The sequence below is a fragment of the Streptomyces sp. CA2R106 genome (assembly GCF_037034245.1).
Taxonomy (GTDB): domain Bacteria; phylum Actinomycetota; class Actinomycetes; order Streptomycetales; family Streptomycetaceae; genus Actinacidiphila.
The window spans coordinates 82708-96635 of record NZ_JBAGKC010000029.1 but is presented as its reverse complement, the minus strand read 5'-3'; the positions used below and the strand labels follow the sequence as shown (position 1 = coordinate 96635).

The 13928-nt window shown below is 69.4% G+C and carries 22 protein-coding genes and 2 pseudogenes; 20 read left to right on the top strand and 4 right to left on the bottom strand.

Features of this window, described 5'->3' with window-relative positions:
* Positions 1-20: 20 nt before the first annotated feature.
* Positions 21-248, top strand: a pseudogene (locus WA788_RS36130) (IS630 family transposase); the annotation flags it as partial.
* A 309-nt stretch (positions 249-557) separates the two neighbouring features.
* Here the strand turns inward: WA788_RS36130 and WA788_RS29645 are convergent.
* Both WA788_RS29645 and WA788_RS29640 read right to left on the bottom strand, forming a co-directional pair.
* Positions 558-1794, bottom strand: a pseudogene (locus WA788_RS29645) (IS256 family transposase).
* A gap of 618 nt (positions 1795-2412) precedes the next feature.
* A complete protein-coding gene (locus WA788_RS29640; RefSeq protein ID WP_335982465.1) occupies positions 2413-2652 on the bottom strand; it encodes a GntR family transcriptional regulator in 240 nt (79 codons plus the stop codon).
* A 152-nt stretch (positions 2653-2804) separates the two neighbouring features.
* Between WA788_RS29640 and WA788_RS29635 the strand changes: the two genes are divergently transcribed.
* Positions 2805-3008 (top strand): hypothetical protein, encoded by a 204-nt coding sequence (locus WA788_RS29635; RefSeq protein WP_335982464.1) that lies wholly within the window; start codon positions 2805-2807, stop codon positions 3006-3008.
* Between the two features lie 13 nt (positions 3009-3021).
* Here WA788_RS29635 and WA788_RS29630 read toward each other — a convergent pair whose 3' ends face one another.
* Together WA788_RS29630 and WA788_RS29625 are read right to left on the bottom strand one after the other, a co-directional pair.
* Positions 3022-3528: a nucleoside deaminase gene (locus WA788_RS29630; RefSeq protein WP_335982462.1), complete on the bottom strand. Its 507-nt coding sequence runs from the start codon at positions 3526-3528 to the stop codon at positions 3022-3024.
* Positions 3529-3561: 33 nt separating this feature from the next.
* Positions 3562-4398, bottom strand: coding sequence for a GntR family transcriptional regulator (locus WA788_RS29625; protein ID WP_335982460.1), 837 nt, complete (start codon positions 4396-4398; stop codon positions 3562-3564).
* A gap of 766 nt (positions 4399-5164) precedes the next feature.
* On the opposite strand from WA788_RS29625, the gene WA788_RS29620 reads away from it, so the two are divergent.
* The 18 genes from WA788_RS29620 (at position 5165) to WA788_RS29535 (ending at position 13898) form a co-directional block, all read left to right on the top strand.
* Complete coding sequence (locus WA788_RS29620; RefSeq protein WP_335982459.1) at positions 5165-5350, top strand: hypothetical protein; 186 nt, start codon at positions 5165-5167, stop codon at positions 5348-5350.
* Positions 5347-5523, top strand: coding sequence for a hypothetical protein (locus WA788_RS29615; RefSeq protein ID WP_335982457.1), 177 nt, complete (start codon positions 5347-5349; stop codon positions 5521-5523). Before WA788_RS29620 ends, WA788_RS29615 begins: the two co-directional genes overlap by 4 nt.
* Positions 5523-5969 carry a protein kilB gene (locus WA788_RS29610; RefSeq protein WP_335982456.1) on the top strand — a complete coding sequence of 149 codons (447 nt, stop codon included), beginning with the start codon at positions 5523-5525 and terminating at the stop codon, positions 5967-5969. Before WA788_RS29615 ends, WA788_RS29610 begins: the two co-directional genes overlap by 1 nt.
* Before the next feature lie 99 nt (positions 5970-6068).
* The gene (locus WA788_RS29605) at positions 6069-6284 is read left to right on the top strand and encodes a hypothetical protein (RefSeq protein ID WP_335982455.1); all 216 of its coding nucleotides are present in this window, start codon (positions 6069-6071) and stop codon (positions 6282-6284) included.
* A gap of 97 nt (positions 6285-6381) precedes the next feature.
* Positions 6382-6573 (top strand): hypothetical protein, encoded by a 192-nt coding sequence (locus WA788_RS29600; RefSeq protein WP_335982453.1) that lies wholly within the window; start codon positions 6382-6384, stop codon positions 6571-6573.
* A gap of 163 nt (positions 6574-6736) precedes the next feature.
* Complete coding sequence (locus WA788_RS29595; RefSeq protein ID WP_335982451.1) at positions 6737-7186, top strand: transcriptional regulator; 450 nt, start codon at positions 6737-6739, stop codon at positions 7184-7186.
* 14 nt (positions 7187-7200) lie between these two features.
* On the top strand, positions 7201-7551 hold the full coding sequence (locus WA788_RS29590; protein WP_335982450.1) for a hypothetical protein: 351 nt from the start codon (positions 7201-7203) through the stop codon (positions 7549-7551).
* Positions 7552-7650: 99 nt separating this feature from the next.
* Positions 7651-7839 carry a hypothetical protein gene (locus WA788_RS29585; RefSeq protein WP_335982449.1) on the top strand — a complete coding sequence of 63 codons (189 nt, stop codon included), beginning with the start codon at positions 7651-7653 and terminating at the stop codon, positions 7837-7839.
* A 128-nt stretch (positions 7840-7967) separates the two neighbouring features.
* Positions 7968-8246 carry a hypothetical protein gene (locus WA788_RS29580; protein WP_335982448.1) on the top strand — a complete coding sequence of 93 codons (279 nt, stop codon included), beginning with the start codon at positions 7968-7970 and terminating at the stop codon, positions 8244-8246.
* A 157-nt stretch (positions 8247-8403) separates the two neighbouring features.
* A complete protein-coding gene (locus WA788_RS29575; protein WP_335982446.1) occupies positions 8404-8700 on the top strand; it encodes a hypothetical protein in 297 nt (98 codons plus the stop codon).
* Complete coding sequence (locus WA788_RS29570) at positions 8697-8912, top strand: hypothetical protein (RefSeq protein ID WP_335982444.1); 216 nt, start codon at positions 8697-8699, stop codon at positions 8910-8912. Before WA788_RS29575 ends, WA788_RS29570 begins: the two co-directional genes overlap by 4 nt.
* The gene (locus WA788_RS29565; protein ID WP_335982442.1) at positions 8909-9796 is read left to right on the top strand and encodes a protein spdB; all 888 of its coding nucleotides are present in this window, start codon (positions 8909-8911) and stop codon (positions 9794-9796) included. Before WA788_RS29570 ends, WA788_RS29565 begins: the two co-directional genes overlap by 4 nt.
* A 50-nt stretch (positions 9797-9846) precedes the next feature.
* On the top strand, positions 9847-10179 hold the full coding sequence (locus WA788_RS29560; RefSeq protein ID WP_335982441.1) for a hypothetical protein: 333 nt from the start codon (positions 9847-9849) through the stop codon (positions 10177-10179).
* A gap of 4 nt (positions 10180-10183) precedes the next feature.
* Positions 10184-10360, top strand: coding sequence for a pRL2-8 (locus tag WA788_RS29555; protein WP_335982440.1), 177 nt, complete (start codon positions 10184-10186; stop codon positions 10358-10360).
* A gap of 311 nt (positions 10361-10671) precedes the next feature.
* On the top strand, positions 10672-10869 hold the full coding sequence (locus tag WA788_RS29550; protein ID WP_335982439.1) for a DUF6257 family protein: 198 nt from the start codon (positions 10672-10674) through the stop codon (positions 10867-10869).
* Between the two features lie 90 nt (positions 10870-10959).
* Entirely contained in the window at positions 10960-13158 is a 2199-nt protein-coding gene (locus tag WA788_RS29545) for a cell division protein FtsK (RefSeq protein ID WP_335982437.1), read from the top strand.
* A gap of 216 nt (positions 13159-13374) precedes the next feature.
* Complete coding sequence (locus WA788_RS29540) at positions 13375-13731, top strand: RRQRL motif-containing zinc-binding protein (RefSeq protein ID WP_335982435.1); 357 nt, start codon at positions 13375-13377, stop codon at positions 13729-13731.
* Positions 13728-13898 carry a hypothetical protein gene (locus WA788_RS29535; RefSeq protein ID WP_335982433.1) on the top strand — a complete coding sequence of 57 codons (171 nt, stop codon included), beginning with the start codon at positions 13728-13730 and terminating at the stop codon, positions 13896-13898. Before WA788_RS29540 ends, WA788_RS29535 begins: the two co-directional genes overlap by 4 nt.
* Positions 13899-13928 lie beyond the last annotated feature (30 nt).

Sequence of the window (13928 nt, the reverse complement as noted above, 5' to 3'; positions counted from 1 at the left end):
GTGTCCGCTCGGTGTAGTGATGGCGTCACGGGTGGGCCGAGGGCGGTCCACGCACTTTGCGGTCGCAGGTCCCGGCGTCGCTGCCAAGGCTGAGCGACAAGCAGTTCGCGCAATTGGAGGCGGAACTGGCAAAGGGGCCGGCTGTGCCCGGATGGGAGAACCAGCGCTGCACCCTGGGCCGGATCATGACCGTGATCGGCCGACGCTTCCACCTGACCTACACCGTCCAGGGGGTGCACGAGTTGCTGTCCGTAACAGCACATGGGGTGGCCGTCGATCAAGCAGATGAGCGCAAGCATGCCGCCCTGATCGTCTCCGCTTTGCGGGCTGCTATGGCAAGGCTCGATCTTGACCCACCAGCAGCCCGAGCAGAAATCGCCCGGCTTCTGCACACCATCAGCGAACGTTTCGGGGAGGCCCGCGTAGGCAATCTGCTGGACGAGAGTGACCTGGCCGGTGTCGAGCCTGCTCCCAACTGGGAGCCGCTGCGATCGGCTGCTCGGGTCACGTCCGCTGGGGTGGTGTTTCGACGGCCACTCGGTGATCTTGTTGTGAGGTTATGCGGTGAGTTGGGTGGGCAGGGTGGTCTCGTTGTCTTCTGACTCGATCGGGTGGCTGGTCTTGGCCGGTAGTTCGCGGCTCATGTAGCGGCGGGCTTCGGTCCACTCGTCGTTCTGCTCGGCCAGGACGGCGCCGACCAGGCGGATGACGGCGGTGCGGTCGGGGAAGATCCCGACGACGTCGGTGCGGCGGCGGATCTCCTTGTTCAGGCGTTCTTGGAGGTTGTTGGACCAGATCTGCCGCCAGATCTCACGCGGGAACGCGGTGAAGGCCAGCAGGTCTGCCCTGGGCTGTGTCGAGGTGATCGGCGGCCTTGGGGAATTTGGCTTCCAGCGCGTCCAGGACGTGCCGCATCTGGGCTTGGACCGCGTCGCTGTCGGGCTGTTCGAAGACCGTCCGCAGGCGAGTGGCCACCCAGGGCTGGGCGGATTTCGTGACCTGGGACAGCAGATTCCTGGCGTAGTGGGTGCGACAGCGCTGTCAGGACGCGCCGGGCAGGACCGCGCCGATCGCGGCCACCAGGCCGGTGTGGGCGTCGGAGACGATGAGCTGGACGCCGCCCAGGCCGCGGGCGGTCAGCGAGCGCAGGAACGCCAGCCAGCCGAGGCCGTCCTCGGCGGTGGCCACGTCGATGCCGAGGATCTCGCGGTATCCGTCAGCGTTGACACCGACGGCGACCAGCGCGTGGACGTTGATGATCCGGCCCTGTTCGCGGACCTTCAGCGTGAGCGCGTCGACCCAGACGAACGCATACGGGCCGGCGTCCAGGGGCCGGTTGCGGAACGCGGTGACTTGATCGTCAAGGTGCTTGGCCATGGCGCTGATCTGCGACTTCGAGAGTTGTGTGGCGCCTAACGACCCGGCGAGTTTTTCGACGCGTCGGGTGGAGACTCCGAGGAGGTAGGCGGTGGCGGCCACGGAGATGAGGGCCTGTTCGGCCCGGCGGCGTCGTTCCAGCAGCCAGGCCGGGAAGTGGCTGCCGGTCCGCAGCTTGGGGATCGCCAGTTCGACCGTCCCGGCTCGGGTGTCCCACTCGCGCGGGCGGTAGCCGCTGCGGTGGTTGACGCGTTCGTCGCTGACCTGTCCGTATTCGGCGTTGCACAGCACGTCGGCCTCCGCCGACATGAGCGCGTCGGTGAACGTCTTGACCATCGCGCGCAGCAGGTCGGGACTCGCCGAGGCCAGGTTGTCCTCGATGAGGGCGTGGAGGGGCAGACTGTTTGGTGCGGTCATCGTGCTGATCTCCTTCGAGGCTTAGACACTTCGAAGATCAGCCGGTGGCCGTCTTTCTATGCGGCCGTCAACCCAGACGCCGGGATCAACCCCGGATCAGGTCCAACCCTGTACACCACTTCCAAGGACGCAACCACTGCTCGCAGTCGCAGTCCCCTTCGTGGCGTGGCTCCCAGCTGCGCTGCGACTGCCGGAAGGTGCGCGGGTGCCGGCGGCGTCGATGGGGATCTTGCTCGTGTCCGTCTCTCTCTATGGAGAGATGCGGCCGGACGCGCTGGCTCGAGCCCGCTCGGTCCTCTCAGGAGACGCCTCTGGCTCCTAGCTCGCCCCCGGGAGCCGGGACTCCGGGCGGTCAACTGCAACTGCGAACGTCGAAGGGCCCCCTCGTTCGCGAGGGGGCCCTTCGGACGTCGTGCCCGGTGAGGCACTGGCGGAGGATACGAGATTCGAACTCGTGAGGGGTTGCCCCCAACACGCTTTCCAACTGTCCGCAGGGCCGTTCGGGAGCGTTCGTGGGCGTTCGCGTTGCAGGTCAGGGACGGCATGTGTACGTCGGCGAACGCGGACGGCCGTGTGCGCACTGGACAAAGATCAGGACAACGCGAGCCGGTTGGCCTGCTAGTTCCCGGCCTCCGTGGCCACGACGAACGTGCCCTTGTTCGGCAAGGTCGCGACCAATCCACGGTCTCGGAGCTCGGCTACGGCCCGGCGCGCGGTCCCGGGTGCTACGCCGTACTGCGCTCCCATATCCCGCTCGTTCGGGAGCCGTGCCCCCACTGGGAGCCGGCCGGACCTGATCTCAGCTTCGACCTGGTCGGCAACCTGCACGTAGACGTACTGCGGGAAGTCTCCGCTCATGGGCCCGAACGTAAGGCGGAACTACGCCCTGGGCATCCGCAGGTAGTCCCGTGGTGCACCATGGAGCGGTATGTAGCGGTACTGTCTGATCAGGGAAAACCCCCGCGACCGTGGAGCCGGCCCGGGGGGATGGCCGACTACGAGGAGTCGACGTGGCCGAGCGTACCGAGCGGAACGCGCGTAACGAACCGAAACCACTTGCCGTGGTCTCTGGCATTGCGGCCGAAGGGCGGGCCCAAAGCGCCTATCGGGCCTACGTCGACCACATGAGGGACTGCGAGGAATGCCCGCAGTCCCTCTTCCAGTGCGGCGGAGCGGCCGACCTGTGGAAGCTCTACCTTGAGGCGCGAAGGTGACCGTGCTGTGGCGTTAGAGCTTGGGCACAACCGGCTCGGGCAACGCCGCGGACCACGATCGCAGCACGTCTACCGCCTGGTCGCTGAGGGTCCCGCCGGCTACTTCCTCCTGGAGAGACCGCCGGTCCGCCGGGTGGGTCAACTCACGGTAGAGCTGCAAGTCCTCGAATCCGTTCACGGCCACGTCATGGCTGGTGGCGCCGAACACGATTCGGGGCAGACGCGCCCAGTAGCAGGCCACCAGGCACATGGGGCACGGCTCGCTGCTCGCGTACATCACCCCGTCTTCGAACAGGTGGCGCCCCAGCGTCCGCCCTGCGCCGCGGAGCGCCATCACCTCCGCGTGCGCGGTCGGATCGCTCAACTCGACAACGCTGCTTGTTCCCTCGCTCACGACCTGACCGCCAATTACGATGATGGCGCCGAACGGCGTTTTCCCTTGGTCTTCCAGGGAGTGGCGCGACAGCTCAATTGCGCGCTCCATGAATCCCTGTTCGTCTTCAGACAGTGCGTTTGCCACGGTGAACCCTCCGGATAGCGTGTTGAGACTGCGCTAGGAATTTGCACCCTTCTTCTTCCGCCAAGGCTTCAGTGGGGTAACGAATCTGAGTTCTGTTCGATCCGCCGGGTATTCGGCATCCGAGATTTCGACGGTTCGGTTCTCGGAGTCTAGGGAGATTCGGCGACAGATGAGCAGAGGAACCCCATCGGGCAGGCCCCATTGCTGTGCTTCCACGGTGGTGGGCATCCTGCCTGTCACCTGGTCGACCATGCACATGATCTCAACGCCCACGGTGGAGAGTTGATGCTGTGTACCGCCCGGCCATGGTTCCTTTTTCTCGTCCAAGAGATCCGGGTTGGAAGCGATCAGCGACACGGGCATATACGACGTGCTGAACGACAGGAGATGGCCCGTGCGCGAATCGTTTGAGACGTACCTTCGCCTCAGTAGGGAATCTCCCGGGGGAATGCCGAAGACTTCGGCAATCTTTTCATCGGCGGCAATCGTGTCGTATGTGGAACTGAACACCTGCTCCACGATCGACATACCGAGATTCGTCTCAGCTTCGCCTACGGCGGCCCGCTCCTTCTCCGGGCGGCGAGCCAAATCCTTCTCGGCTTGGTGCCGTTCGGATGAGCGGACCACCTTTCCGGGCGGGATGCGGACCACGGGCGCCTTGCCTCGCCCCGCAGTGATCAGCCCCTGAGCCTTGAGCAGGGACACCGCAGAGCGCGCGGAGTTCATTGAGCAGCCGTAGCGCTGGCAGATCTCCCCAAGGGTCGGGAGCGAGTCACCGGGGGCGAGCGCCCCCCGCTCGATCTCCATGCGCAGGTCATCGGCGATGCGGAGGTGAATCGGCGCTTGCACGGCCGTCGGCTGAGGTTCCATCCCACCAGCATCGCAGTTCGTAGGTTTGTGGGCAAACACTTGCGCCCCGCTGGACCTCCCGCTAGTGTCATCCTCGGTTCGAGGGTTTGCCCACAAACCCACGAACCCACAAGGCCGGAGGTTCCGGTGGTGCTGTGGCGTTTTCGCAGCTCAGCGGTCCGAAGTGACCGACGTTCATTGACAACTGCATCGTGTGCAGCCCCAGCCATCTGCTCTTGGGTGGTCGATGGGGTCGCCTCCAGCCCGTGACCGTTCCGGGCTCGGGAGGCCGCTCGGGGTGACCCGGGCCGCACCTCCGTCCGGTGGATAGGACGGCCGGGGCCACCGACCTCCCCGGGGCACAAAAAGGGGCCTGGCCTGCTGATTCTTTCGGGAGCGGGCAAGGAGTCGCTGCTGCACCACCCCGGCCTTCCGGCCGGCAGGGGACGGCCGCGGTCAACGGATCACCCGAGATCCGCACTGCTTGAAAGGAGACCCGCTGATGGGTCGCCGATTACGGGGGGCGCCGCCGCGCGGGACCGGCGCGGCGGCGGCCCTTCGCGTCATCGCCTGATCCGGACCGGTTCGGCCCTGCGGGGCCTGTCGGTCGGGATCGGGCTGCGTGCGAGCACGCACGGTCCCGTGCCGCCCGCCCCTTCGGGGCGCGGCGGTGCGGCGGCCGTGGCTGCTCGAACCGCTGATCAGCCGTACGAACACCAGCGGGCGCACCCCCTCCAGCCTGGCAGCTTGCGGGGTGCGCCCTTTCGATCCCGAAGGGGGATCACCGATGAGCCTATTCCGCTCTGGTGACACCGACCAGACCCAGCCCGACCCCGTTGCGGAACTGCTGGCGCAGGCGCGTGAGGACTACGCGCAGCACAACAGCCCGGCGACGCAGGCCGCGGCGCGTGAGCAGTCCGGCCAGACCCGCACCAACGGCAACGCCGCCGGTGGGGGGCGGTGGGGCCGGTGAGCAGCACCGACTACGCCGCGCAGAAGCTCCAGTCGCAGGCCGACACGTGGGCTGCGGACTTGGCGAAGCAGGACCCGCCGGCGTCCGGCGGTGACCTGGCCTGGCAGCAGGACATGATCCGCGACGCCTACACGGACGCCGCTCACCTCACCGACCAGCCCGGGAGGCACTGATGGTCAGTGCGATCATCGCGGTCATCGGCACCCTGGCGGGGTCGGTGGTCGCCTACGTGTTGCAGGAGCGAGCCGGGCGTGCGGCGCGGGCTGAGGCGCGGGCCGCGGACCAGGCTCGGGAGTGCCGTGCGGCGCTCACGGCGCTGGTGTCCGCGTTGGCGGATCACCGCCGGGCAATGTGGGTTCGGGAGGACCTGCGGCTGACCGGAGCCACCCCCGACGCGTACGCCGCGGCGCGGGCCGAGAGCCACGTCACCCGCGCCGCGATCACTGCCCCGCTGACCATGCTGGCGATCCTCGCTCCCGAACTGGCCCCGGCGGCCCGCGCGGCGGCCGACGCCACCTACGCCCTGCGCGGAGCTCCGGACCCGGATGCGCTGTCCGCCCGTCGGACCGAGGCGATCGCTGCGGCCAACCGGCTGATCACGGCCGGTGCTCGGTTCTGACCGCCTGACGGTTGCCTGATCCGCCCATTCCTGCCGGTCTGGCGGGGCTGGGCGGTGACGGGGAGCCGGACAGTCCGGTCCAGACGAGGGAGGCCCGTCGTGGCTGAGCAGCCGACCCATCACTTCATCTTGACGCTTCAGGTTCCGAGCCCGAACGGGTTCGCGGTGTGCGAGTTCAGCAACGCGATTACCCCGCCTGCGGGCTGGACTCGTGCCCAGCTTTTCAAGGGTCTGCGTGACCAGATCAAGCAGGACCACCCGGAGTACAGGGGCGCGACCACCATCTTCTTCTCGCTGGAGCGCAACCAGCTCTGACTCCGCACCACAGCCCCGGACCAGGCATGACGCTGCCGGATCAGATCCGGCCCGGGGCACGCACGACACCACCCGCTGATTCGAAGGGAAACCCACCATGTTCGGTCGCACGCGTGAGGACTCCACCGACGACTGGGACCGCACTGACCGACTGCTGGTCGGTCTGCGCGGCTCGCGTCTGCCCAAGCACGGCGATCAGTTCACCGAGATCGTCCGGGACGGTCTGCTGTCCAGCCCGGACCTGGACCAGTACCCGCCCGCCGGCCACGACTACCCCCAGCGCGGCTGACCGCACCACCAGCCCCGGCCCCGCCCCGTGCGGGGGCCGTGACGACGCCCGATCGGATCGGGCCCGGGGCACCCCCCATTCTTCCTGGCTGCGCCGTTGGCCTTCCTGACCAGGTTCGCCCCCCGCTGCCGCTTTCCCTCCACCAATCCCGTTGGGAGCTTCCATGCACGCTGCCACGTTCGCCGCGGTCTTCATCGCCTTATGGGTCGCGCACTCGGTGGGTGACCACTGGGTGCAGACCTCCGCGCAATCCGCGGCCAAGGGCCGGCCCGGCTGGGCCGGTCGCCTGGCCGACACCCGCCACGTGCTGACCCTCACGGCTACGAAGTTGGTCGTGCTGCTGCCGGCCGGTCTGCTGCTCGGTCTGCACCTGTCGGTGTGGGGTGTGGCCGCTGGGCTGGGGGTGGATGCGGTCACGCACTGGTGGGCCGACCGACGGTCTACCCTCGCTCGTCTCGCCGATCTGCTGGGCAACGGCGGCTTCTACCGCCTCGGGGCACCGCGGCCCGGCCACGACGACAACCCGCACATCGGGACCGGCGCCTACGCCCTCGATCAGAGCTGGCACCACCTGTGGCTTCTGGTCGGCGCGCTGCTGATCATCCTGGTCTGAGGCGGGGTGACGACGTGGGCGAGTACACCGGGCGGGACTGGCACCGGTTGCAGCAGCGCGGCGCTACCGCGCTGGCCAGCGTCCTGGCCTACGGCTACCGGATGGGGTTGCCGGCGGTGGCGTGGACGCTGAACACGATGGGCGACCTGGTCGCCGACGTGCACGGCCTGACCGTCACCGCCGCTGACCAGCGCGCCGCGTTCGACGTGTGGTGCGACTATCTGGCCGCTGACCGGTGGCGGGAGCGCACTGACTCCGACGGCATGACGTACCTGCATGCGGTCTTCACCTGGCGCGACGACCCGAGGGTCAAGGGCGCGGTCCGTGCGGTCATCTTCCCCGCCGACGACGGCCGGTCGGCCTGACGGCTGCCTGATCCGCCCCACCTCCCGACAGCACGTCGGGGGTGGGGCGGTGACGGGGAGTCGGACAGTCCGGCCCCGAGATCAGCAGGGAGTTACAGCATGCCGAAGTACCAGTGGTACGCGACCCTCGTGCAGCCCGCTAGCGGTGGCCTGTCCGAGAGGGTCGGGGACGGGTACGGCACCGTCACCGCCGACAACCGCGACGAGGCCGCGAAGGAAGTCGCCAGGGTGGCGAAGGTCGAGGGCCGCGCCCGCGTGGTCGACCTCTCCCTGACCGAGAAGCGGTAACGGCCGTACAAGCGGCTGACCTGCACCACCAGCCCCGGACCCGCACCCGCGGGGGCCGTGAGGGCGCCCGATCGGATCGGGCCCGGGGCACGCACGGCTTCCCTCAACGCAACCGATAGGAGAGGCACATGGGCTACGCCTACTACACCGTCATGCGCAACGGCGAGGAGATCGAAGCGGGCTACGGCGTCGAAGCCGTCTGCGAAGAGCCGGGCTGTACCGAGCAGATCGACCGCGGACTTGCCTGCCTGTGCGGCGAAACACCGGGCGGAGACGAGTACTGCTGCGGCGGCTACTACTGCGGCGAGCACCTGTACATCGGCCCCGATGACGTGATCGGCGATCTGTGCGCGCGCTGCTCTGCTGCCTACACCGCTGCTCGCGGTGAGCCTGACAGCAAGGTCTGACCTGCACCAAAGCCCCGGCATCCACGCCGTGAGGGTGCCCGATGGGATCGGGCCCGGGGCGCTCGCACCTCCACCTTCACCGCGGCCCGGGCCGGTCGCACATCCGCCATGACACCGGCCGGCCCGGGCCCCTTACCTCCTGTTGGGAGATCTCCCCATGCAGCACCACTACATCGGCCCGCACCGGGCCGACAGCACCGGCGAGTTCCTCGAACTGGCCCTGGGCACCCCGCTGGACTTGTGGCTGGGTGTGCCGGGCGAGAGCGACACGGAGCGCGCGGCCCGTGAGGCGGCCGCGGCCGACATCCTCGCCGACGACCCCGCCCTGTACACGGGCAGCATCGCGCTGCTCGCCGACACGATCAGCACCATGCCGGAGCTGCTGGCGCTGGCCCCCGCGCCCCGCCCGGCCGCCCGCCCGCGCCGCAAGACCCGTCGGGGGGCGGCGGCATGACCACCACCCGCCCGCTCTTTCTGGCCCTGCGCCGCTTGCGGCTGCTGGCCGTGTTCGCCGGCCTCGCCTGGCTGATGGGTCTTCACCCCGGCGTGCCGGTGCGGCTGCTGGTCGTCGTGATCGTGGTCGACGCGGTCGCCGACACCGGCCGTACACCCGCTGTTCCTGGCTCCCGTATCCGCCCGTCGCGCACGGGAGGTGACCGACGATGAAGCGCACGCTCAAGAAGCTCCTCACCGTGCTGCCCGCGGTCGCGATGACGGCAGTGTCCATGGTGCTCACGCTGGCCGTGGTCGTGATGTGGCTCGGTCAGGCCATGCCCTGGCCCGTCGCGGGCGTGGTCGGTCTCGGGCTGGACGGCGGCTGGCTGGCCACCCTCGCCTACGAACGGCGCCTCGCCGCGCAGGGCGACCACTCCGCGGGCGTGACCCGTGTCGGGTGGGGTTTCGGCGCGGTAGCGACCGCCGTGTTGCTCGCGCACGCGGTGACCGCCCCGACCGACACCGGCGCCTGGTTGGCGGTGTCGTGGCTGCCGATCGCTGCGAAGGCGCTGTGGCTGGTGCACGGCCTGTGGGAGCGCACCGCACTGACCCGCGACGCGCTGGACATGATCGCCGGTATCCAGCAGGAAGCCCGCGATGACGCCGCGGTCGCCCGCGCCCGGCTGCGGGCCGACGCCGCCACCGAACAGACCCGGCTGCTGGCGGTGACCGAGGCCGGCGCACGCGTCGCCCGGGTCCAAGCCGAGACCGCCGCGGCACTGTCCACCGCGTGGGAAGTCCTCAACACCGCCCGCACCCAAGAGGCGACCGCCGCGGCGCTGGCCAGCGTGACGGCCCCCGTCACGGGCGTCACAGACGGGTGGGAGCTGCCGGTGTGGGGCCCGGTACAGCCCCTGCCGGCCGCTCTGGAAGCCCCTGCCTTGTCGGATGCCGACCTGGACCGGATCGTCGGTCAGATCCTCACCGACCAGACCCCGCCCCCCTCCTACCGCGAACTGGCCGGCCGCTTTCGGGCCGCCGGGCACTCCGCGTCGGAGATGCGGCTGCGCGCGTCATGGAAGCGCCTGACCGCCGCGGCCACCTTCACCGGCTGACCCCCGCCCCTTAACCCTGATCACCCCGCCATGAACGGAGGCACGTCCCCATGTCCGACCTGGACAAGGCGTCCGCGGAAGCGGTCGCGTCCGCGAAGCAGGGCGAGCAGTTCGCGATGATCCTCACCGCGATCCAGACCGCCCAGCTCATCCAGGCCCAGCAGCAGCCCAGCACCCCGCCGCCCGCGCCGGTGGCCGTGCAGCAGCCTTCCACCGCCGGCGCCGCCGGGAAGTGGCTCGCCATCGGTGTCGGCGCGTCGATGCTCATGATCACCGTGGCGTTCGCGGCGATGGCGCTGGCCATCGCCGCCGCGTGCATCGCGTTGGTGGCGCTGGTCGTCTACGGCATCTACCGCGACATCCGCTCCGGCCGGGGGCGGTGAGCTGGTGGCCGACGCGACCAAGCCGCCCCGCGGCCAGTGCCGGCAGTGCTGGCAGCACGCCTACGACTCCCGCCGGGTACACGCGCACCTCGCGCCTCGCGAGGACTGCCCGGAGTGCGTGGATCACATGATCCACGGTCACCCCGCCCACCTCATCGCCACCGCACTCCGCAAGCCCTGACGCTATGCCGCCGTGGAATCCAGCGGAGTGCCCACCGCAGCACCGGCGGGCGTGTCCAACAGGATGCATTTCTCTGGGCTTGCTGCCGCGGCCGGTGTAGCCATCCCGCCGACCATGACGACGGCTATCGCCACCACGACCGCCGCAGCTCCACGGACTAGGGACGGCGGGGCCATGCGGGCGTGCGTCATCACTACGGCGTGCCTCTCGAAGATCACAGACGTGCAGAGATCACGGACCGTATATCGCTAGCCATAGATTCTGCAACTTCCCTTCATAAGAGGGGAGTTGGGCCCTCACCTGGAGATCCCATGATCCAGACCCACCCGAATGACCCGCCCTTGACCGGTGCCGAAGCGGCGAAGGTCGCGTGGCTGATCGCGCGGATGACCAAGCGCGGTCTGGCCGGCGAGCAGGTCGACCAGAGCGACTTGCAGAAGAAGTTGGACCGCATCCTCGACGGCGCCCGCAAGCGCGCCGAGAAGGCCGCCGCCGCGGCCGAGAAGTGAGTTCGCCCCGGGTCGGCCGCACATCCGCCAAGACACCGGCCGGCCCGGGCCCCTACCGCTCCCCATGCAGAAAGCGCAGGGACCATCAGCATGACCGAGATCATCGACATCCACACTCGTCTTCCCCGCACGCCCCCTGATCTGACCAAAACCGCGCCCTCGACCGCCGCGGCCGACTCCGCGCCGCCGCCCGACGAGGGGCCGCGCACGGTGCTGGAAGGGACCGTCATCCCGCCCGCCGACACCGCCCCCAAGGCAGGTGTGTCGCGTGACGCGCGAGGGCGGGTGCGGCGTGCCGCGGGTGTGACGCTGCACGTCGTCACGCATGACCGGACCAAGAACGGGGTCCGACTGGCCCTGCGGCACGGCGCCTACGTGGTCGGCGGAACCAGGATCGTGGCCAAACGGACCTGGGACGGCCGGACCGTGGCCCGGCATGAGCGGATGATGCGTTCGGCTGAGGCCGCCGGCCAGCACGAAGCCGCCCTGGAATGGGAGGAGCGCGCGGCGAAGTTCCGCGAGCAGCGCCACAAGCGGCGCATGGACCTGCTCGCCTCCGGCCCGCGGATGGTGAAGTCCGCCGCGGTCGGCACCGCCGGCGCCGCCGGGAGTCTGCTGGCGCTGGGCACGGTGCTGGCCATCGCCGAGCACGACGTCACGCAGGTCATCGCCCCCGTCATGTTCACCATCGACGTGGTGCGCACCCTGGTCTGGCTTGCCGCCCTCGTCTGGGGGCCGGTCACCGTGCTGGGCCCGTGGATGGTCGTGCTGGCGCTGTGGAACACCGGCCGGCGCGGGCAGGCCGCACCCCGCTGGGCGCTGCCCGCATCCGAGCAGGACAAGCGGGACGTGGTGCCCGATGAGGGCGCAATCCTGGACGCGCTGCGGAACCTGGGTATCGCCAGCATGAACAAGGCGTTCAAGGAAGGGTGGCAGCCGCGTTGGGTCTCCCCGACCGTCAGGTTGGGCAACGGCTACCACACCCGGCTGCAACTGCCGATGGGCGTCACCGTGGAGATGGTCAACGGCACCAAGAAGATCCTGGCCCACAACCTGCTCAGGCTGCCGGTGGAGGTGTGGCCGACCGAGCCGCGCGACCAGCCGGGCGTCATGGACCTGTGGGTCGCCGACCAGGGGTCGCTGTCCGGGCCCGTCCCGCCGTGGCCACTGCTGACCGAGGGCACCGGCGACTACTTCAAGGGCGTGCCGGTCGGTGTCTCCCAGCGCGGAGAGCCGGTGTTCGGCAAGCTCATGGCCGCCAACTACATGATCGGCGGGATCATGGGGACGGGTAAGTCGTCCCTGACCGTGGCCCTGCTGCTCGGGGCGATGCTCGATCCGCTGGTCGACATCGACGTGTACGTCATGGCCTACAACATCGACTACGACCCGATGAAGCCGCGGCTGCGGACCCTGGTCAAGGGCGATGAAGACGAGCAGATCGAGGCCGCACTCGAAGCGCTGCGGGACCTGCGGGACGAGGTCACCGAGCGCGGCAAGCTCCTCGCCGAGCTGGGCGGGGACGACCCGAAGCTGACCCGGGAACTGGCCGAGCGGGACCCGCGGATGCGCCCGCGCGTGGTGGTGTTCGATGAGTGCCACGAGCTGTTCATGCACAAGAAGTACGGCGAGGAAGCCGCTGAGCTGGCCATCAAGGTGATGAAGAAGGCCCGCAAGCTCGGCATCACCCTGATCTGGGTCACGGTCTCCCCGACCGCGGACAGCATCCCGAAGGACGTCACCCGCAACACCTCCCACCGCGCGGCGTTCGCCGTCGGCGACCACGTCGCCAACGACGGCCTGCTCGGCACCGGCAAGCACCGCGCCGGCATCACCGCCACCACCCTCAGCCCCGCCGAGGATGTCGGCACCACCCTGACCGTCGGCTTCACCAAGAACACGTTCGAGCTGCTGCGCACCTACTACGTCCGCAAGGACACCAGCGCCGACCAGGTCACGCCCGTGGTTCAGCGGGCGTTGGCGCTGCGCGAGGGCATCACGCCGTCCGCGCCGGTCGTGCCGGCCGGACAGCCGGTCGATCACCTCGCCGACATCAACACCGTGCTGGGCGAACAGGAACGGATGCGCACCCAGGAAGTCCTGCAACGCCTGGCCGCACTCAACCTGCGCGAGTACAGCGGCTGGACGTTCATCGACCTGCGCCGCGTGCTCGACCCGCACGGCGCCGTGCGCAAGTCCCACGGACAGATGGTCGTCGACCGCGCCATGGTCCGCGACGCCCTCACCGAGGACGCCGACACCGACCCGACCAATATCGACGCAGAGTAACCAACTCGCGGGGGAGGCGACCGGGGAGGCGGGGAGTTCTCCCCGACCGCCTCCCCCACCCTGCCTCCCCCGCACCCATCTGCGAGGAAGCCCATCGGGGGAGGCGGGGAGGCGCACGTCTCGGACCTGCGAAAACCCCGGGAAACGCGAGTTTCAAGACCCCCCTTCGCCTCCCTCCCCATCACACACCGTAATAATGCAGGAGGGATACCGCCCGTGCCCGCTCTGCCCGTCTACCGCTACCGCTGCGCCCCGCACGGCCTGATGACCCGTACCCAACTCCGCGCCGCCGGCCTGAGCGCCGCCCGCGCCGAAGTCGTCGCCGAACTGCGCTGGCGCTCCCGCAAAGCCCGCCACCGCGGCGGATGGCGCACCGCCTCCCTCTACGACCCCGCCAGCGCCCGACCGGTCCAACCCATGACGGCGGGCCGGTGGCGCTCGCACGCGGCGATGATGCGCGCCCGCCGCACCTGCCCCACCTGCCGGCGCGATCGCGGATACGTCATTCCACCCTCGCTCGGCACCTGCGTGCCGTGCGCCACCACCGAGACCCGTCAGGAGATCCCCGCATGAGTCGCCGTTGGCGCGAACCCACCGAGCGCGGATGGGAACAGCACGTCCCGCTCATGAACGGGCCCGTGCAGCAGAACGGACCGGCCGGCGACTACCACGCCGGTACCCGGCCCCCGCTGACCGCCCGCGAGACCCCGAGCCGACGCGCCCGCATCACCGCGTCCTGACCCCGCCCGGGGCGGCCTGCCGTCTCGCCA